General features: G+C 70.2%; 18 protein-coding genes. 6 read left to right on the forward strand and 12 right to left on the reverse strand.

Going from position 1 to position 18,187, the window contains the following annotated elements; genetic code table 11:
• From VOI19_RS01560 to VOI19_RS01580, 5 genes are all read right to left on the reverse strand, one after another.
• Nucleotides 1–482, reverse strand: a 482-nt coding sequence (locus tag VOI19_RS01560; RefSeq protein ID WP_323791197.1) for a hypothetical protein, incomplete at its 3' end; no start/stop codon positions are given.
• 132 nt (nucleotides 483–614) lie between these two features.
• Nucleotides 615–1,796 (reverse strand): endonuclease/exonuclease/phosphatase family protein, encoded by a 1,182-nt coding sequence (locus tag VOI19_RS01565; RefSeq protein WP_323791198.1) that lies wholly within the window; start codon nucleotides 1,794–1,796, stop codon nucleotides 615–617.
• Nucleotides 1,797–1,836: 40 nt separating this feature from the next.
• Nucleotides 1,837–2,925, reverse strand: a complete 1,089-nt coding sequence (locus VOI19_RS01570) for a hypothetical protein (RefSeq protein ID WP_323791199.1) — start codon at nucleotides 2,923–2,925, stop codon at nucleotides 1,837–1,839.
• A gap of 11 nt (nucleotides 2,926–2,936) precedes the next feature.
• Nucleotides 2,937–4,304, reverse strand: coding sequence for a phospholipase D-like domain-containing protein (locus tag VOI19_RS01575; protein WP_323791200.1), 1,368 nt, complete (start codon nucleotides 4,302–4,304; stop codon nucleotides 2,937–2,939).
• Nucleotides 4,305–4,430: 126 nt separating this feature from the next.
• Nucleotides 4,431–4,850 (reverse strand): hypothetical protein, encoded by a 420-nt coding sequence (locus VOI19_RS01580; RefSeq protein WP_323791201.1) that lies wholly within the window; start codon nucleotides 4,848–4,850, stop codon nucleotides 4,431–4,433.
• A 107-nt stretch (nucleotides 4,851–4,957) separates the two neighbouring features.
• Here VOI19_RS01580 and VOI19_RS01585 point away from each other — a divergent pair, with 107 nt between their 5' ends.
• Together VOI19_RS01585 and VOI19_RS01590 are read left to right on the forward strand one after the other, a co-directional pair.
• Nucleotides 4,958–6,241 carry a magnesium transporter MgtE N-terminal domain-containing protein gene (locus tag VOI19_RS01585; RefSeq protein WP_323791202.1) on the forward strand — a complete coding sequence of 428 codons (1,284 nt, stop codon included), beginning with the start codon at nucleotides 4,958–4,960 and terminating at the stop codon, nucleotides 6,239–6,241.
• Nucleotides 6,234–6,740 (forward strand): DUF1003 domain-containing protein, encoded by a 507-nt coding sequence (locus VOI19_RS01590; protein WP_323791203.1) that lies wholly within the window; start codon nucleotides 6,234–6,236, stop codon nucleotides 6,738–6,740. Before VOI19_RS01585 ends, VOI19_RS01590 begins: the two co-directional genes overlap by 8 nt.
• On the opposite strand, the gene VOI19_RS01595 is transcribed toward VOI19_RS01590, so the two are convergent.
• On the reverse strand, nucleotides 6,720–7,814 hold the full coding sequence (locus VOI19_RS01595; protein ID WP_323791204.1) for a hypothetical protein: 1,095 nt from the start codon (nucleotides 7,812–7,814) through the stop codon (nucleotides 6,720–6,722). The genes VOI19_RS01590 and VOI19_RS01595 overlap by 21 nt on opposite strands.
• A 66-nt stretch (nucleotides 7,815–7,880) precedes the next feature.
• Between VOI19_RS01595 and VOI19_RS01600 the strand changes: the two genes are divergently transcribed.
• Nucleotides 7,881–9,053, forward strand: a complete 1,173-nt coding sequence (locus VOI19_RS01600; protein WP_323791205.1) for an Mrp/NBP35 family ATP-binding protein — start codon at nucleotides 7,881–7,883, stop codon at nucleotides 9,051–9,053.
• Nucleotides 9,054–9,063: 10 nt separating this feature from the next.
• On the forward strand, nucleotides 9,064–9,399 hold the full coding sequence (locus VOI19_RS01605) for a sec-independent translocase (protein ID WP_323791206.1): 336 nt from the start codon (nucleotides 9,064–9,066) through the stop codon (nucleotides 9,397–9,399).
• A 38-nt stretch (nucleotides 9,400–9,437) separates the two neighbouring features.
• On the opposite strand, the gene VOI19_RS01610 is transcribed toward VOI19_RS01605, so the two are convergent.
• Nucleotides 9,438–9,980, reverse strand: a complete 543-nt coding sequence (locus tag VOI19_RS01610) for a hypothetical protein (protein WP_323791207.1) — start codon at nucleotides 9,978–9,980, stop codon at nucleotides 9,438–9,440.
• Nucleotides 9,981–10,206: 226 nt separating this feature from the next.
• Between VOI19_RS01610 and VOI19_RS01615 the strand changes: the two genes are divergently transcribed.
• Both VOI19_RS01615 and VOI19_RS01620 read left to right on the forward strand, forming a co-directional pair.
• Nucleotides 10,207–10,926: a LysM domain-containing protein gene (locus tag VOI19_RS01615; protein WP_323791208.1), complete on the forward strand. Its 720-nt coding sequence runs from the start codon at nucleotides 10,207–10,209 to the stop codon at nucleotides 10,924–10,926.
• Nucleotides 10,927–10,937: 11 nt separating this feature from the next.
• Nucleotides 10,938–11,483, forward strand: coding sequence for an Rv3235 family protein (locus VOI19_RS01620; protein ID WP_323791209.1), 546 nt, complete (start codon nucleotides 10,938–10,940; stop codon nucleotides 11,481–11,483).
• A gap of 77 nt (nucleotides 11,484–11,560) precedes the next feature.
• Here the strand turns inward: VOI19_RS01620 and secA are convergent, their stop codons facing one another.
• The 5 genes from secA to VOI19_RS01645 form a co-directional block, all read right to left on the reverse strand.
• Entirely contained in the window at nucleotides 11,561–14,362 is a 2,802-nt protein-coding gene (gene secA / locus VOI19_RS01625; RefSeq protein ID WP_323791210.1) for a preprotein translocase subunit SecA, read from the reverse strand.
• A gap of 105 nt (nucleotides 14,363–14,467) precedes the next feature.
• Entirely contained in the window at nucleotides 14,468–15,676 is a 1,209-nt protein-coding gene (locus VOI19_RS01630; RefSeq protein ID WP_323791211.1) for a winged helix-turn-helix domain-containing protein, read from the reverse strand.
• Nucleotides 15,677–16,120: 444 nt separating this feature from the next.
• A complete protein-coding gene (locus VOI19_RS01635; RefSeq protein WP_323791212.1) occupies nucleotides 16,121–16,810 on the reverse strand; it encodes a response regulator transcription factor in 690 nt (229 codons plus the stop codon).
• 118 nt (nucleotides 16,811–16,928) lie between these two features.
• Nucleotides 16,929–17,543, reverse strand: coding sequence for a ribosome hibernation-promoting factor, HPF/YfiA family (gene hpf, locus VOI19_RS01640; RefSeq protein WP_323791213.1), 615 nt, complete (start codon nucleotides 17,541–17,543; stop codon nucleotides 16,929–16,931).
• 396 nt (nucleotides 17,544–17,939) lie between these two features.
• Nucleotides 17,940–18,187 (reverse strand): phosphoribosyltransferase family protein (locus VOI19_RS01645; protein WP_323791214.1); only part of this gene is annotated, 248 nt, incomplete at its 5' end.

Raw genomic sequence — 18,187 nt, forward strand, 5'->3', positions numbered from 1 at the left:
CCCTTGGCCGTCGGCGCCCACCGGTCGCTGCGCCACGCGACCGGGGTCGCGGCCTTGAAGCGGTTGCCCATGTGGCGCCAGATGTCGTAGCCCTCGGGAGCCATGACGACGTCGTTGCGGAACGGCACCTCGTTGTAGGACACGAAGTCGGGCTGGAGCGCGAGCACCTTCGCGACGTCCTTCTGGAACTTCTCCACCGTGAGGCCGGTGTAGATGTTGGCCTGCACCATCGTGATGTCGCTCGCGTCCGGCGCCGGGGTCGGTTCCGGAGTGGGCTCCGGGGTCGGCGTCGGCGTGGGGGTCGGCGTGGGAGTCGGCGTCGGTGTGCTCGCCGCGACCGAGCGCACCGGGGAGGCCGCGACCGCGGTGCTGCTCAGTGCAGGCGTCGCCAGCACCGAGAGGGCCACTCCCCCGACCACCAGGACGCGCAGGGTGCCCAAGACGCGGGGGCGCAGGCGATTCGGGACCGGTCGAGCAGACATCGGGGGGTGCTCCTAGAGGGGCGTGTGCGGTGCCCTGAGGGCTTCGTCCCAGGAATCACACCATCCCCACCAGTCACACACAAGCAACTCCGGAGAACTACAGATCTGTAATTCGACCGGCCCCGGCTCGGATCAGCCGAACGTCGCCACCGCGCTGATGAAGAAGTGGTCGCTGATCTTGTTGGTGACCGGCGAGGTGTCGCGCCGGTAGCTGCTCCAGGCCACGCCGCTGCCCACCACCCAGTCGACCGAGATGGGTTGCGGCGGCGGACGGCAGCCAGAGCTGTAGCTGCCGCCGTTGGACGCCGTCAGCCCGGCCTGGGGGACGACGTTGCAGTAGAAGATCTCGCGGTCGTTCATGTCGCCGGTGACCAGCACCGGCAGACCCGACTGCTTGAGGTTGTTGACGATCGAGACCAGCGTCGCCTGACCCTGCCGACGCTCGGTGAGGTACTTGCCGTCGTGAGCCGACGGGTGGGTGTTGACGACGTAGAACTCGCGGTTCGTCGTGCGCTCGCGCAACCTCAGGATCGGCTGCGGCCGTGGGCGTCCCATGAACGGGATGATGAAGCGGTCGCCGCTCACGAACTCGAAGCGGCCGCTGTCGTAGAGGATCGAGTTGTCGGTCTCTGCGACACCCCACTGGAAACCCGGGTAGGCGGCGAAGCCGGTGCGGGCCTGGAGCGTGCGGAGCTGGTCGTCCTGGAGCTCCTGCATGCCCACGATGCCGACACCGTGGTCGACCATCCGGTTGACCGCGCCCACCGAGCGTGTCGAGGCCGGGGGGAAGCTGCGGCGGCTTCCTCCGGGGGCGGTGTGCTGGCTCCCGAGCACGTTGAACGAGCCGACGGTGACGGAGAACGGTGCGGACGCGGCCTTCTCGGCCGCCTTCTGCTCCTTGGCCTTCTGCTGAGCGCGCTTCTCGGCCAGCACGGCGAGCTCGCCGAGGGCCTCGGTGCGCTCGAGCACGGCGGCGTCCAGGCGCCGCTGCGCCTTGACCGCCTGCTTCGTGCCCGTGGGGTCGGTGGCGGACTCGGAGTCGTCGTCCCCGGCCCCGTCGACGTCCGCCTTGTCGTCGCCCGGCCTGCCGTCGTCCGCCTCGTCCGCGTCGTCGTCGCCCCCGTCAGCGGGAGCAGCGGCCGGCGAGGCCACGGGCACTCCGGTGATGTCCTGGGCGCTCGTGGCGCCCGATCCACCGGCAAGAGCCTGGATCATCAGCCCGCCGGTCACCATCACGACCACGATCAGCGCCGCCACGATCGCGGTCTCCCGCGTGCGGGCAGCAGAGAGCGCGCGGTGGGGGTTGAGGGGCATCGCGTCAGTTTAGCCGCCGACCCCAGCGTTCGTGGGATCGTCAGCGATCACGCGCCAGCAGGGTCCGGGCCCGCGCGCGCCAGCCACGCCGTGGGCGCGGGTCGGTCTCGCGGCGCTCGCGACGCAGGCCCCGCACGTCCTCCAGCAGGCGGGCCGAGAGGTCGAGGGCCACCTCAGCCACCTCCTCGTCGCGCACCGAGGCAGGACGGCGCCGTGGCGCCAGGTCGGCGGGCACCCGTAGATTCTCGAGGTCGCCGCTGATGTTGAAGTCACCGCTCGCGAGGTACTCGACGGCCCGGTCACCACGTCGGCGGCAGTCCGCGATCTGGTCGTCCTCGGGCCAGAAGCGCTCTCCCCCGCGCGGGACGAGTCGCTGGTCGGCGAGGTAGGAGCGGATGAACACGCCGCGGTCGAGCGCAGATCGGAACCCGTCGAGCCTGCTGTTCAACCGGCGCAACGTCTCGGCCTCCACCACTCCCATCGAGGTGTTGGGGAAGGAGCCGGACAGGTCGATCCCGGCGGCGTCGAAGCCGACCTCCTGCGCGAAGCGGTGCCAGACGTCCTCGCGCGGTGCGCTCGGGTCGAGCACCAGCACGTGGGTGCGTTCGGGCGGCACGGCCGTGGTCCAGCGCTTCAGGACCAGTCGCAGGTCCAGGGAGCGCCAGTTCCAGATGGCCGTCGAGCTGCGGGACTCCTCGCGGGCGTAGTCGGCCATCGGGGTCGTCGCCCCGTTCTTCAGGCTCTCCTGCCAGCTCGCTGCGAACAGCCCCAGCGGCTCCCGGGCCGTCACGACCACGTGCACCTGCGCCGGCGCCAGCGCCGCCACCATGGCCTGCGCCTGCTTGCGGGAGGCCGCGGCGAAGAACTCGTGGCTGATGAGGCCCGTGCCCTCGCTCGCAGCGAGCTCGGCCAGGACCCGCTCCCAGGCGCCGCGGTGGTGCTCGGGGGCGCGGTCCTGCGCGGGGTCCTCACGCACGGTGCGCGAGGACCACAGGTGGTCGCGACGCTCGACGCCCGGGACGACGAGCCCGCGACGACGCAGCTCGTCACGGTTGGACCAGATGATGGTCTGAAGGTAGGACGTCCCGGTCTTCGGCAGACCGATGTGGACGACGACGCGGTCGACCACGGCAGTACCCGCTAGTTCTCGTTCATCTTCGCGAACGGGTCGACCCCGTCGGGCGCGGCCGGGGTGCCGTCCTCGTAGACGGCGTTCTCGCCGCTGCCGAAGACCAGTCGCTGCTCGGAGTCGGACGAGCTCTCGGGCTCCTGCGCCCCGGAGGTGCTGCTGCGCGAGGAGGTGGAGCGCGACGAGGTGCCGGGGAAGTTCTCGTACCAGTAGTCGACGTGGTCCTGGTAGCGCAGCGTGCGGTTCTGGGAGTAGTAGACGCCGAGGTTCTCGTCGCTGCGAGCCGACGAGGTCGACCAGTTGGCCGACCCGTTGACCACGGCGTAGCTCGCGGAGTCGCGACCCATCTTGCCGACGATCGACATGACCTTGAGGTGGAAGTAGTTGTCGAAGATCTTGTCGCCGTTGAAGTCCTGGACGAGGTGCTTCATCGGCACCGCACCACGACCCGAGGAGTCGCGCAGGTAGCGACCGACGTCGATGCCCATCACGGTGTAGCCGATCTTGACGTCACAGCCGCGATTCCACAGGGTGCGCACCTGGCGGGCCAGGCGCATGCCGCGGTCCTGGCGGATGACGTCGGGGGCGATGCGGATCACGGTCTTGCCGTTGGGCGTGTTGGTCGCGCCGTTGCACTTGACCTTGTTGAGCAGCTTCACGATCGGGTCGTAGGAGCCCTTGCCCGACAGCGGGAACATGATCAGGTCGGAGTTCTTCAGGTTCGCCGACGCGAACGGCACCTTCAGCTTCTTGTCCTTGGCCGCCTCGTTGAAGACCTGGTTGTGGAAGCGCCACGCGGGCCTGTTGTTGGTGTGGGTGTAGACGTCGTTCCACTGGTTGTTCGTGGAGGCCAGCGTGAAGTTGGCCGAGCCCTGCATGACGACCCGGTTGACCGAGCCGACCTCGGAGAACATGAAGAACTTGCTGTGCGAGGCCCCGCCCGCGCCCCGGCAGGAGCGCTTGCACGTGCGCGCCCAGCTGGACCGGTTCTTGGGCCACTTGGCGTTGCCGGACTTGAGCCCGCTCTTGAGCCGACGGAACGTCGCGTTCGGCTCCTCGTCGGTGTTGTTCTGGCCGTCCATGATCAGCTTGACCCGGACCCCGCGCTTCTGCGCCTTCAGCAACGCCGTGGCGCCCTCGCTCGTGGCGAAGTTCCAGGTGAAGATCTTGATGACCGAGCCACGCTTGGTCGAGTCGATCGACCGCATGATCTTGCGGAAGATGGCCCGACGCTGGGTCGTGCTGCCCAGCGGGGAGTTGAACGTGGGCCCCGCCTTGGGCTTGAAGTTGTCGGGAGCCGCGCCGGCCACGTCGTTCGCGCTGACGGGGACGAGGAGCGCGAGACTCGTCACGAGCAGCAGGATGAATTTCTTGGGCACAGCTGAGGTCCAATCACGAGAACATGCTCCGGGAGCATCTCAGGGCGTGTCGCAGGGCGACGGGCGGGTCGAGGATCAGGCTACGGCGTGTTCCCTGACGAGGCGATCTCGCCGCGCAGCATCGGCTCAGGCCCGGCAGCCGACGAGGAACTCCTGGTAGTCCTCGTTCTCCGAGAATGACGGAGGCGCAGCCTGGACCGGGCCGCCCAGGACGGCGTAGAAGGCGTCGTCGAAGCGGACGATCCGCTGGCCCGACGAGCACGTGATCACGTCGCGCTCGACGTAGACCCCGCCCGCCTCGCAGCCGGCGTACATGCGCGGGAGCTTGGCGCCCTCCGACCAGACGTCGTCGCACGCGGGAGTGCCCTCGGGGATCTCGGCATCGCCCGCGGAGGGCGTCGAGGAGTCGACCTCGCTGGAGGTCGATGCCGGGGTGGTCGGGTCGGCCACGGCCGAGTCGGCGTCGTCGTCGGAGCCGCAGCCGGCGAGGGCGCTGCTCGCGACGAGCAACAACCCCGGAAGGACAACACCTCGACGGGAGACCATGCCCTCCAGTATAGATCAGGTGCGCCCGGTGGCCAGGAGGACGACGGATGCCCGCCGGGCGGGCCGGCCTGCCGGGGCTGTGCCCGCCGCAGGGATAGCCTGCGCAGGTGAACTCCGCTCCCTCGCGCGTCTATGTCGCCAGGCTCGTGGGTCTGCCGATCTTCGACCCTCAGGGCGACCAGGTCGGCAAGGTGCGCGACCTCGTGGTGGCGATGCGCTCGGAGTCGGCTCCCCCGCGGGTGCTCGGCCTGGTCGGCGAGATGCCCGGGCGTCGCCGGATCTTCGTGCCGATGACCCGCGTCACCAACATGGACCGTGGGCAGGTCTACACGACCGGGCTGCTCAACATGCGCCGTTTCGAGCAGCGCTCCACCGAGACCCTGGTCATCGGGGAGATGCTCGACCGCCAGGTGAAGATCCCGGTCAAGAGCGGCAGCGGCACGCCGAGCATGGTCAGCGGCACCGTCTACGACGTCGCCATGGAGCAGGGCCGCACGCGCGACTGGGTGCTGAGCCGGGTCGCGGTGCAGGAGCCCGCCAAGGCGCTGCGTCGCCGCGGCCAGACGCACATCGCCGAGTGGCGCGACGTCCAGGGCCTCACCCAGGCCGACAGCGACTCGCAGGGCGCGACCCACCTGCTCCACGCCCTCAACGAGATGCGGCCCGCCGATGCCGCGACGATGCTGCACGACCTCCCCCTCGCCCGTCGTACGGCGGTCGTGGCGGCGCTGCACGACGAACGACTCGCGGAGGTCCTCGAGGAGATGCCCGAGGAGGACCAGGTCGACATCCTCGAGCACCTCGACAGCGAGCGCGCAGCCGACGTCCTCGAGGAGATGTCGGCCGACGACGCAGCCGACCTGATCCGCGACCTCCCGCCCGAGACCGCCGAGATCCTGCTCGACCTCATGGAGCCCGAGGAGGCCCAGGACGTCCGGCGCCTCATGTCGTACGTCGAGGACACCGCCGGCGCGATGATGACCCCCTCGCCGGTGATCCTCGGCACGGACGCGACGGTCGCCGATGCGCTGGCGCACGTGCGCAACCCCGACCTCACCACGTCGCTCGCCGCACTCGTCTACGTCTGCCGCTCCCCGCTGGAGACCCCGACCGGACGACTGATCGGGTTCGCCCACATCCAGCGGCTCCTGCGCGAGCCGCCGTCGAGCCTGGTGGCCGGCGTGCTCGACGAGTCGCTCGAGAGCCTGCGCCCCGAGGCGACGATCACCGAGGTCGCGCTGCACCTGGCCACCTACAACCTGGTCGCCGCGCCCGTCGTCGACGAGAACGGCCACCTCCTCGGCGCCGTCACCGTCGACGACCTGCTCGACCACATGCTCCCCGCAGGTTGGCGCGACCGCGCCCTGACCGAAGGGGGACGTCGTGGCTGAGCGTCGCCCGTCGTCCTCGCGGCTCGACACCCCCAAGGACAGCCGCCGCCAGCTCGTGAAGCGGCCGAGCTACGACTCCGACACCTTCGGCGTCTTCGCCGAGCAGTTCGCGCGCTTCATGGGCACCGCGACCTTCCTGGCCTACATGACCATGGTCGTGGTCGTCTGGGTCGCCTGGAACGCCGTGGCTCCGGACGGAGCGGCGTTCGACGCCTACCCCTTCATCTTCCTGACCCTGATCCTCAGCCTCCAGGCGTCCTACGCCGCTCCCCTGATCCTGCTGGCCCAGAACCGGCAGGAGCGTCGCGACAAGGTCATCGCCGAGCAGGACCGACAGGCCAACGCCCGCGCCCACGCCGACATGGAGTTCCTCGCCCGCGAGGTCGCCTCGCTCCGGATGGCGCTCGGTGAGGTCGCGACCCGCGACTACCTGCGCTCCGAGCTGCGTCAGCTGCTCTCCGAGCTCGACGAGCGCGGCTCAGGTCGAGCGGCCGAGTAGCCGGCCCTTCCCGGACTTCCGGCCGGCCTTCTTCTCGGTGTGCCCGGCCTGGCCCGGTCGCCCGGCTCCCGTGGGCGACGTGCCGACGAAGTACGCCGACTTGTCGGCGCCGCGCAGGGCCTCGAGGCCGTCGTGGAGCAGCGCCGACGTCGCCGCGGAGAGCGGTCGAGCCTCGTGCGACCCGGCGAGCGGGTCCGTGTCGAGCACGAGTCCGAGGTCGACCAGGGTGTCGGCGTCGTCCTGGGTGGTGCGGACGAACAGCGCGAGCAGCTGCTCACGAGTGATCGCAGGGTCGAGGCGCTTCTCGACCAGCGTGCGGACGGCGTCTGCGACGGCTGCGCGGCCGGGCCGGAAGCTCGCCCGCGGACCCGAGGTCACCATCGCGCCCCACTTCCGCACGAACTCGTCGCCCGAGTAGGACTCGTAGTGGAACAGCTCGAGGCGTTCGTCGTCGTGCGTCACTGCCTGCGAGCCGTCGGCGAGCAGCGCCTTGTGCAGGCCGAGCCAGAGGTCGGCCCCGGGGCGGATCCCGGTCTTGCCCTGGAGGTGACCGTGGAAGTAGGCCCGGTTGCTGGGCTCGGACACCGCGCCGAGGGCGTGCAGCAGACGCAGGTCGGGCTCGTCGAGCAGCCGCTTGAAGAGGGTGGGCTCGCCGTCCCAGGAGAGCCTGCTCACCGCTTCGCGGGGGGCCAGTCGTACGGCGGGCACCTCGCGCGGGACGTCGGCGAGGGCCTCGTGGTCGACGCGCACCACCTCGTCGCCGTCGACGTGGAACACCCACTCGACCTCGGTGGCCACCGCGCCTGCGCCGACGAGGTGGCTCACGACCCCGGCGTTGGTGCACTGACGCTCGTTGAGCCCGGCGGGGCGGCGCTCGCCCCACCAGCCTGGGCCGGCCTTCACGCACGTGACGTGGGGATGGGCGTCGAGGAACGCAGCGACCTCGTCCTGCCCGGGGGCGCCGGGCTGGTCGAGGAAGACCACGAGGTGATCGAGGCCGCCGGCCAGGTTGCCCGCCACGAACCGTCGGACGTGGGGCAGGGTGTCCTTGACGGTGCTGGCCGCGATGAGCATGCCCGCGAGCCTAGGCCCCCCGCGACCCACCTCCGTGCGGAGCCACGCCCTAGACTTGGGGGCATCATGAGTGCTCCGAACCCCGATCTGCTCCACGCCGCCCTCGCGACGGTCAACGACCCCGAGATCAAGCGCCCCATCACCGACCTCGGCATGGTCGAGAGCGTCGAGTGCGACGACCAGGGCATCGTGCACGTCACGGTGCTGCTGACCGTCGCCGGCTGCCCGCTCAAGGACACGATCACCCGCGACGTCACCGCCGCCCTCGAGGCCGTCGACGGCGTCCAGGGCGTCGACCTGACGCTCGGCGTGATGACGGCCGAGCAGCGCTCAGGTCTCGGCGAGCAGCTGCGTGGCGGCCAGGCCGAGCGCGAGATCCCCTTCGCCCAGGCGGGCTCGCTCACCAAGGTGTTCGCGATCGCCAGCGGCAAGGGCGGGGTCGGCAAGTCGTCGGTCACGGTCAACCTCGCGCTCGCGATGGCCAAGCAGGGCCTGAAGGTCGGCATCGTCGACGCCGACATCTACGGTCACTCGGTCCCGGCGATGCTCGGCGTGGCCGACGCGCGCCCCACCCAGGTCGATGACCTGATCATGCCCGTCCCGACGCCCAGCGGCGTCTCGGTGATCTCCATCGGCATGCTGAAGCCCCGTCGCGACCAGGTCGTCGCCTGGCGCGGACCCATGCTCGACCGGGCCCTGGTGCAGATGCTGTCCGACGTCTTCTGGGGCGACCTCGACGTCCTGCTCCTCGACCTGCCCCCGGGCACCGGCGACGTGGCGATCTCGCTCGGCCAGCACCTGCCCAACGCCGAGGTCGTGGTCGTCACCACGCCTCAGGAGGCCGCGGCCGAGGTCGCCGAGCGTGCCGGCACAATGGCCTCGATGATGCACCAGCGCGTCGTCGGCGTCGTCGAGAACATGTCGTTCCTGCCGTGCCCCCACTGCACCCCCGAGGGCCCCGACCACGCCGACCACCGCATCGAGATCTTCGGCTCCGGCGGCGGCGACCGGGTGGCCACCACCCTGGGCGCCCGCTTCGGCTACGACGTGCCCGTGCTCGGCCGGATCCCGATCGATCTCTCCCTGCGCGAGGGCGGCGACGCCGGCAAGCCGATCGTCGAGGCCGACCCCACCGCTCCGGCCGCGCTCGAGCTCACCAAGGTGGCCGACGCGCTCTCCGGGCGCAGCCGTGGACTGGCCGGCATGCAGCTCGGCCTGACGCCCAGCAGCAAGTTCTAGGGGGCCTGCCGTGTTCGGGGTCGGACTCATGGAGCTCGCGGTCATAGCGCTGGTGGCCATGTTCATGTTCGGCCCCGACAAGCTGCCCGAGTTCGCCAAGCAGGCCGGCGCGGTGCTGCGCAAGGCACGCTCGTTCGCCAACTCCGCGCGCGACGACCTGCGCGAGGAGCTCGGACCCGAGTTCGCGGACCTCGAGCTGCGCGACCTCGACCCCCGCACGATCGTGCGCAAGCACATCATCGAGGCGATGGAGGATGCCGGCGAGGAGTCGCGCGCACCCAAGCGCAGCGGCGTGAAGGTGCTCGCCGACGGCGAGGTCCCGCCGTACGACGTCGACGCGACCTGACCCTCAGGGACCTCAGGGCCTCAGGGGCCTCAGGGGCCTCAGGGACTCTGCACGGCAGCGATCGCGGCGAAGGCCACGAGTCGCACGCGCGACCTGACACCCTCGCCCTCGACCAGCTCGAGGAAGTCGGCGCCCACCCGGGCCGGGACCCCCTCGTGACGGCCGCCGTCGCGGCGGTGCACCAGGCACCGCTCCCCCGCGTCGCCGAGCCTGCGCAGGGCCGAGCCGAGCCCGAGCCGGGTCAGGGGCGACCAGGCCACCTCGGGCACCGAGCGATCGGCGGCCCCGTCGACCGCCGTCAGGGCAGGCAGCGGCACCAGCCACTCCTGTCCCGAGGCGGTGCGCAGCAGGCACCACGACTCGCACACCCGCTCGAGGCGTCCGCGCAGGACGCCCACCCCCACGACGTCCAGGCCCACCTCGTCGTCGAGCGACGCCTGGAGCCGTGAGGCCAGGCTGACCTGCTGGTACTCCGTGCGACTCCGGTCGGCGACCTCAAGGTCGCGGTCGGCCTCGAAGAGGGCTCCGGCCTGGTGCTCGAGGTCGTCCAAGAACCCGAAGAGCTCCTCCTCCCACGTCATGGGGCGACCCTAGCCGTCCTCGGGAGGCAGAGCGGTCCCGATCGCGCCCATCCGTTCGAGGACGTCGTCGATCGTGCAGGCCTGCGCCCACCCGGGCCGTCCCTCACCCGTCATGTCCCGCAATCCAGCGACCTCGCGCCTGTGGAAACAGGGCTTGACGCCATCGCCGAACAAGCGTTGAGTGACGCAAACAGACGCAAACACATAGATCAGACAGGTTCTCGGCATGACTGTCTCCCTCCTTCGTTGCGCCGTCGTGTGGCTCGGCGTGACGTCCGCGGCACTCACGACCGGCCACTGGGCCCTCGGTGCGCTCGCTCCGGCCCCCACGGCACCCGCCTTCTCGGCGCTGGTGCAGGTCGCGGCGGCGTCGGCGCTGCTCGGCTGCGCCGCCTGGGCGTGGAGCGTGTCGACGCTCGTCATCGTCGGCGCCGTGCGGCTGCACGTGAGTCGGCCTGCACCGGGTCTGCCCACACCGGGTCGGTTGAGTGGGCCGCCCTGGCTGCAACGGGTGCTGCTCACCGCCTGCGGTGCCACGCTCCTCGCCACCACCGCGCTGGTGCCGACTCACGCCGTCGCTCCTCCGGCGCCCGGACCCGGTCCGGTCGCCGGCGAAGGAGTGCGCGCCCTCGTCGGGCTCCCGCTCCCCGACCGGACCACCGGCCTGCTGCGGAGAGGCCGTGCCGACGAGGCACTCGACCCGGTGGCCGCTGTCAGCCGCGCAGCCAACGCCATCTCCGAGCGCGCGACCTACACGGTGCGACCCGGCGACTCCCTCTGGCGCATCGCCGAGCACCTGCTCGGACCGAGCCCGACCCCGAACGAGGTCGCGACCCTCGTCCACCACCTGTACGCCACCAACCGAGCCGTCATCGGCGTCGACCCCGACCTGATCCGGCCCGGCCACCAGCTTCGGACGCCGCTCGAGGGGCGTCCGGCCCGATGAGAGGAACCACCATGACCCGACCCACCGACCCCATCCAGTCCAGCCAGTCCATCCAGTCCAGCCAGTCCACCGGGCCCGCCGAGGTCGTCCCGTTGCGCGTCGCGGTCCCCATCGCGACCACCCAGGGCACGCTCGCCCTCGCGCTCCAGCCGCGCACGGACGTGCCTCCGGCTCCCCCGCTGGGCGCCGGCCACCTGCGGCGCGACCTCGACCAGTGGGCGGCGCGCTACGCGCAGGCCGCGGTCGAGATCGTCGGGGGTGACCGTCCGGTCAGCCAGCTCGCGCGATGGACCAGCCGCGAGGTCTACCTCGACCTCGAGCGCCGCGCCCTGCTCGTCGCCCGGGCTGGACAGCACCAGCCCGGACTCGCCCGCGTGCAGCCGGTGCGACCACGGGTGCACAGCGTCCACGCCTGTGTGATCGACGACGGAGCAGCCGCGGAGACCAGCATCCACGTGCGCTACGGCGAGCGTTCCCGGGCGCTGGCGGCGCGCTTCGAGCGTCGCACGGGCCCGGAGAGCACCCGCTGGGTGTGCACCGCCCTCGAGTTCGCCTGACCCGCCGCCCGGCATCACCGAGGAAGACGAACGGGCGGGACCACCGTGAGGTGGTCCCGCCCGTTCTGCTGAGCGAGTCAGCCGTTGGCTCGTGCGGTCAGCCCCGTGGGGCCGCCCGGCGCGCCGTGGCAGGCCTTGAACTTCTTGCCCGAGCCACAAGGGCACTTCTGGTTGCGACCCACGTCGGCGAACTCGTCGTCCTCGACGGCGGCCTTGACCTCGACCTCGCCGTCCTCGGAGGGCGCGGAGTAGGACAGGTTGCCGACCGGGGCCGGGGCCTCGAGGCCCTTGGCGTGGATGTGCGGGACGGCTGCGCGCTGAGCACTGCCCTCGGGCTGCATCAGCGGCTCGTAGGCCTCCTCGACCTCGTCGTCGTCATCCTCCTCGATCTGCACCTCGAGGTTGAACAGGAAGCCGATCGCCTCCTCCTTGATGCCGTCCATCATCGTGGAGAACATCTCGAAGCCCTCGCGCTGGTACTCGACCAGCGGGTCGCGCTGCGAGTAGGCACGCAGGTAGATGCCCTCGCGGAGGTAGTCCATCTCGTAGAGGTGCTCGCGCCACTTGCGGTCGAGCACCGAGAGGAGCACACGCCGCTCGAGCTCGCGCGCCACCTCCTCGCCGACCTCTTCCTCACGCCGGTCGTAGGCAGCCTGGGCGTCGGCCTGCAGCTTCTCGATCAGCTCGTCCTTGTCGAGGTTGATCTTGCCGCCGGCCTCGCTGAGCAGGGCGTCGAGGTCGATGCCGATCGGGTAGACCTGACCGAGGTCGGTCCACAGCTGCTCGAGGTCCCACTCCTCGGCGAAGTCCATCGTCGCCCCGGTCACGTAGCCGACCACGACGTCGTTGATGAAGGTGCGGATCTGCTCCTCGATGTCGGCGCCCTCGAGCACCTCACGACGCTCGCCGTAGACCACCTGGCGCTGGCGGTCCATGACGTCGTCGTACTTGAGGACGTTCTTGCGCGACTCGAAGTTCTGCGACTCCACCTGTCCCTGCGCGTTGGCGATCGCGCTGGTGACCCGCTTGTTCTCGATCGGGACGTCGTCCGGGATCTTGAGCATCGTCAGGACCCGGTCGACCCAGTCGGACTTGAACAGACGCATCAGCTCGTCCTCGAGCGAGAGGTAGAACCGCGACTCGCCCGGGTCACCCTGACGACCGGAACGACCACGCAGCTGGTTGTCGATGCGGCGCGACTCGTGACGCTCGGTGCCGACGACGTACAGACCGCCGAGCTCGCGGACCTCGTCGTGCTCGTTGCCGACCTGGGTCTTGATCGTCTCGATCATGCCCGGCCACGCGGCGTCGTAGGCCTCGGCGGTCTCACCGGCGGGCTCGAGGCCCTGCTTGCGCAGCTCGGCGTCGGCGAGGAACTCCACGGACCCACCGAGGGTGATGTCGGTGCCTCGACCGGCCATGTTGGTCGCGACCGTGACCGCGCCCTTGTGGCCGGCCAGGGCGACGATCTTGGCCTCGTCGGCGTGGACCTTGGCGTTCAGGACGCTGTGAGCGACTCCGCGCTGCGTCAGCTTGTCGGAGAGGTGCTGCGACTTCTCGACCGAGACGGTGCCGACCAGCACGGGCTGGCCGTTGGCGTTGCGCTCGACGATGTCGTCGACGACGGCGTCGTACTTGGCCTCCTCGGTGCGGTAGACGAGGTCGGCCTGGTCCTTGCGGACCATCGGGCGGTTGGTCGGGATCTGGACGACGCCGAGCTTGTAGATCTTGTCGAACTCGCTGGCCTCGGTCATCGCCGTGCCGGTCATGCCCGAGAGCGTGTCGTAGAGGCGGAAGTAGTTCTGCAGGGTGACGGTGGCCAGGGTCTGGTACTCCTCGCGGACCTCGACGCCCTCCTTCGCCTCGATCGCCTGGTGGAGACCGTCGTTGTAGCGGCGGCCCGAGAGCATGCGGCCGGTGTGCTCGTCGACGATGAGCACCTCGCCGTTCATGACGACGTACTCCTTGTCGTTGCGGAACAGCGCCTTGGCCTTGATGGCGTTGTTGAGGAACGAGATGAGCGGGGTGTTGGCCGACTCGTAGAGGTTCTCGATGCCGAGGTGGTCCTCGACCTTGGTGATGCCGGGCTCGAGGACCGAGATGGTGCGCTTCTTCTCGTCGACCTCGTAGTCCTCGTCCACGACGAGCTTGGTGACGATCTTGGCGAACTCGCCGTACCACTTCACCTCGTCCTGGGTGGGGCCACTGATGATGAGCGGCGTGCGGGCCTCGTCGATGAGGATCGAGTCGACCTCGTCGACCACGGCGAAGTTGTGACCGCGCTGCACGCAGTCGTCGATCGCGGACGCCATGTTGTCGCGCAGGTAGTCGAACCCGAGCTCGTTGTTGGTGGCGTAGGTGATGTCGCAGTTGTAGGCCTCGCGACGCTCCGCCGGACGCATCTCGGGGAGGATCACGCCCACGGTGAGTCCGAGGAAGTGGTGGATGCGCCCCATCTGCTCGGACTGGAACTTCGCCAGGTAGTCGTTGACCGTGACGACGTGGACGCCCTTGCCGCTGATCGCGTTGAGGTAGGACGGCAGCACGGCGACGAGGGTCTTGCCCTCACCGGTCTTCATCTCGGCGATGTTGCCCAGGTGCAGGGCGGCACCACCCATCACCTGCACGTCGAAGGGACGCATGCCGGTGACCCGCTTGGAGGCCTCCCGCACGGTCGCAAAGGCCTCGGGCATCAGCGCGTCGAGGCTCGCGCCCTCGGCGTAGCGCTCCTTGAGCTCACCGGTCATCGCCTGGAGCTCGGCATCGGTCATCTTGACGAAGTCGTCCTCGATGGCGTTGACGGCCTTGGCGATGCTCTCGAGCTGGCGGAGGGTCTTGCCCTCGCCGAGGCGGAGCAGCTTGTCGATGATGACGGGCACGGGTGGTGACTCCTGAGTCGGGCGAATCGTCCGGCCCGGTCGCGGGCCTCGGCCATCCTAACGAGCGACCTCGCGCGGAGGTTCCTCGCCGCCCCGGCAGCGCGCTCAGCGCCGCAACGAGAAGCGCAGCGCGGCCGCCAGATCCCCGCGGTCCTCGACCAGGACGTCGTCCAGGCCGAGCCACGAGGCCAGCCGACGCAGCTCGGCGGCGAGCTCGTCGGCGGTGTCGTCAGGCGCCCCGGCCTCGGCGTAGACCCCCATGACGAGCAGCCGGGACGCGGGGCGGTCGGCCTTGAGGTCGACCCGGGCCACGATCTCGTCGCGGAGCAGGAAGGGCAGCACGTAGTAGCCGTGGACCCGTTTGTCCTTCGGCACGTAGATCTCGATCCGGTAGTGGAAGTCGAAGAGCGCCTCGGCCCGCTCCCGCTCCCAGACCACCGGGTCGAAGGGACTCAGCAGGGCTCGCGCCGCGACCGCTCGCGGACGACGGGCGTCGCGGTGCAGGAAGGCCTGACGGCCCCACCCCTCGACCGTCACCGGCTCGAGCTCGCCGGACTCGACCAGCGTGTGCACCGCGGCCGCCGTCTCGTCGGTGCGCATCCGGTAGTAGTCGGCCAGGCAGCGCACGCTCGCCACGCCGTGCGACGCCGCGGCACGCCGTACGAGCTCGACGTCGGCCTCGACCTTCGTCGGCGTGGGCAGCGCCAGCACGTGGTCGGGCAGGACCCGCTCGGGAAGGTCGTAGCGGACCTCGAAGGAGGTCGTGCGCCCGGCGATGGCCAGATCGCCGCTGGTGAAGAGGTAGTCGAGCATCCGGCGGGCCCTCGACCAGTTCCAGCCCCAGTGCTCGGTGCTGCGCGGAGCCCCGTCGTCGAGCTCGCGCGCGGTCGAGGCACCCCGCACGGCGATCTCCTCCAGCAGGCGGATCCTCAGGGCGTCGTCGTCGGCGACCAACCACCACTTGCCCCGCCCAGCGCGGTAGGACTCGCGCCGGTGCGCCATCACCGGCCACAGCTCGACGGGCATGAACGCCTGCACGTGCGCCCAGTACTCCACCAGCCGGCGCTGGGAGCGTCCTGACGCCGCGCGCTCGAGGAGGCCGGTGTCGTAGGCGCCCATCCGCGAGTACAGCGGCATGTAGTGGGCGCGCTGGAGCACGTTGACCGAGTCGACCTGGAGCACCCCGGTGCGGCCGACCGTGCGGGTCAGGGTGCGCAGCGTCGGCGGGTCGTGGGGCTTGTCGGTGAAGCCCTGGGCTGCCAGGGCGATGCGGCGCGCCTGCGCACGGGACAGGCTGGTCGGGCGCGGGCTCACGAGTGGTACTCAACCACTCCCCGCCGACGGTGGTCGAGGTGCGAGGCGCGCGCCCGGGCACCGTGTGGGCCGTCCGCGCAAGCGCGGCCCACATCGCCACGTGGGTCACACCCGCCACATCGTGGCGTCGATTGGTCACGGACAGCACGAATCCACCCCCGAAACCTGCAGTTCCTGCCCAATCGGCGCACCCCGGCAACCCACCGCCCCGGTGCCCGCGCATGCGGCGGCGGGGCGCAGCCTCGCCGTTGAGCGCGCCGTCAAGTCGACCGGGAGAGGCTCGCGGTCAAGGACTGCGAAGCCGCCGCGCAGCGGGCGCCGCAGGCGCTCCTTGGCGGCGAGACCCGGTCGGCTACGCGCGCGGGCGCCGGGTCTCCCCAGTGGCTGCAGGTGCTGCAGGGCGCACCGGGTTTCGACGCGCTCGCACGACCTCGCGAGCTCAGATCACGGAAGCTCGAGCAAGTTCTCGCGCACGGCGTACATGACGGCCTCCATGCGCGAGTGGAGCTGGAGCTTCTCGAGCATGTTGCGCACGTGGTTCTTCACCGTGTTCTCGGAGATGAAGAGGCGCGCCGCGATCTCCTTGTTGCTGTGGCCCTGGGCCACGAGGCGCAGGACGTCGAGCTCGCGCTCGGTCAGGCGCAGGGCCGGACCGGTCTCCCGCTCAGGCTTCGACATCTGCTTGAACTCGTCGATGAGCTTGATGGCCATCGACGGGCTGATGAGGGACTGGCCGTCGGCGACCACGCGGATCGCCTGGGCGACCTCCTCGATCGAGGAGTCCTTGAGCAGGTAGCCCGAGGCGCCGCTCTTGACGGCCTCGTAGAGGTCGGCCTCCTCGTCGGAGACGGTGAGCATGATGATCTTGGCCGACGGCACGGACTCCTTGATGGCCAGGCAGGCCTCGATGCCGGACTTCTTCGGCATCCGCACGTCGAGAAGGATCACGTCGGGCGCGGCGCTCTCGGCCAGGGTGGCGCCCTCGGCGCCGTCGCCGGCCTCGCCCACGACCTCGAGACCGGGCTCCACCGCGAGGAGCATCGTCAAGCCCCGGCGGAACAGCTCCTGGTCATCGACCACGAGGACTCGGATCGGCTCGCGGCCGTTCTGACGGGTCTGCCCTGAGTCTGCCACGTGTCGATCATGTCACGTTGTCGTGCGCGATCGCGTACCTGGTGGACGTGGCACCGCCCCGGGTCGGAGTGATCCTCCGGCCCGGGGCGGCCTCTGCTGGGTGCCGGCTGGGTGCAGGTCAGCTGTCGAGGTCGAGCGAGATGACGCCGTAGTCGTAGCCGCGGCGGCGGTAGACGACCGAGGGCCGCTCGCTCTCCTTGTCGACGAAGAGGTAGAAGTCGTGCCCGACCAGCTCCATCTCGTAGAGCGCCTGGTCGAGCGTCATCGCCGAGGCCGGGTGGGTCTTCTCGCGCACGACGAGGGGGCCGTCGCCGGTGACCTCGATCGGTCCGACCTTGCGCTGGACCTCGGTCTCGGCGGGCGGCTCCTCCTCGATGATCTCCATCCCGGCGAGCGCCTGCCCGACCGAGACCGGCGAGCGACGACCGTGGTGGACCCGTCGGCGGTCGGAGGCACGACGCATCTGCGTGGCCATCTTGTCGAGCGCGAGGTCGAGGGCGGCCATCTGGTGGTCGGCGGCGGCCTCGGCACGGATGACCGGGCCCTTGGAGAAGGCAGTGAGCTCGACGTGGACGGACTTGTCGTGCTGGCGGGGATTGGGTTCGCTGTCGACCTCGACGTGAACCCGGATGATCCGGTGGTCGTGCTTCTCGAGCTTGCTCAGCTTCTCCGCACAGTGACCCCTGAACGAATCGCTGATCTCACAGTGACGCCCGGTGACGACAACATCCATCGTGAACCTCCCGCTTGCAGTTGGTTTCCTTGGTTGAGCAGAGGAGTCCGCCCGGCCGACCTGGTCTTCGACCCCACAATCGCCTGCAGAAGCGTTCGCAGCTCATCAGCCATCTCTGGCGCCACTACTGACCTTCTCGCCCTCACCCTTGCGGGTCCCGAAGGTGTGGCCGTATCTGACGGCCGGAGGGCGGCAGGACTTACGTCTAAGCCGCACCGTGATCGAGCAGCACCGGGGCGGACCCCTGAGCGAGCTCTTACGTGGACCGTTTCGCCTGCGACTGGCATCGGCTTGCCACCCACTGATGGGGTGACGCAACCACGGACCCGGACGGACTCCATGACAAGACGTTAGTGCGCTTGTCGCCCGGACGAAAGCGAACCGCCCGATCTTTCGTCAGGAAACCCCCGGGGGTCCCCCGTTCGGGGTACGCCGACGGCGTGGGGTCGCCGCCACGCAGGCGTGCGCGAGGACCGGAAGACCCACGGCCGCCAGAGCACGTTGGGCCTCGGCGAGCGTCGCCCCAGTGGTCAGCACGTCATCGCACACCACCACGTGGGCCGCCCCGACCCGGCGCGCCAGGCGGCGCAGGGACGCCGAGGCGCACGCCATCGACCCGGCGAGGTTCGCCCGGCGGGCCTCCA

Source organism: Nocardioides sp., from assembly GCF_034670285.1.
Lineage (GTDB): Bacteria > Actinomycetota > Actinomycetes > Propionibacteriales > Nocardioidaceae > Nocardioides.

Bases quoted from the DNA above. Each gene is read 5' to 3' on its own strand.
- VOI19_RS01615 (WP_323791208.1), top strand. From the start codon at position 10,207: ATGACTGTCTCCCTCCTTCGTTGCGCCGTCGTGTGGCTCGGCGTGACG.
- VOI19_RS01565 (WP_323791198.1), bottom strand. From the start codon at position 1,796: ATGCCCCTCAACCCCCACCGCGCGCTCTCTGCTGCCCGCACGCGGGAG.
- VOI19_RS01595 (WP_323791204.1), bottom strand. From the start codon at position 7,814: ATGCTCATCGCGGCCAGCACCGTCAAGGACACCCTGCCCCACGTCCGA.
- VOI19_RS01620 (WP_323791209.1), top strand. From the start codon at position 10,938: ATGACCCGACCCACCGACCCCATCCAGTCCAGCCAGTCCATCCAGTCC.
- hpf (WP_323791213.1), bottom strand. From the start codon at position 17,543: ATGGATGTTGTCGTCACCGGGCGTCACTGTGAGATCAGCGATTCGTTC.
- VOI19_RS01610 (WP_323791207.1), bottom strand. From the start codon at position 9,980: ATGACGTGGGAGGAGGAGCTCTTCGGGTTCTTGGACGACCTCGAGCAC.
- VOI19_RS01600 (WP_323791205.1), top strand. From the start codon at position 7,881: ATGAGTGCTCCGAACCCCGATCTGCTCCACGCCGCCCTCGCGACGGTC.
- VOI19_RS01580 (WP_323791201.1), bottom strand. From the start codon at position 4,850: ATGGTCTCCCGTCGAGGTGTTGTCCTTCCGGGGTTGTTGCTCGTCGCG.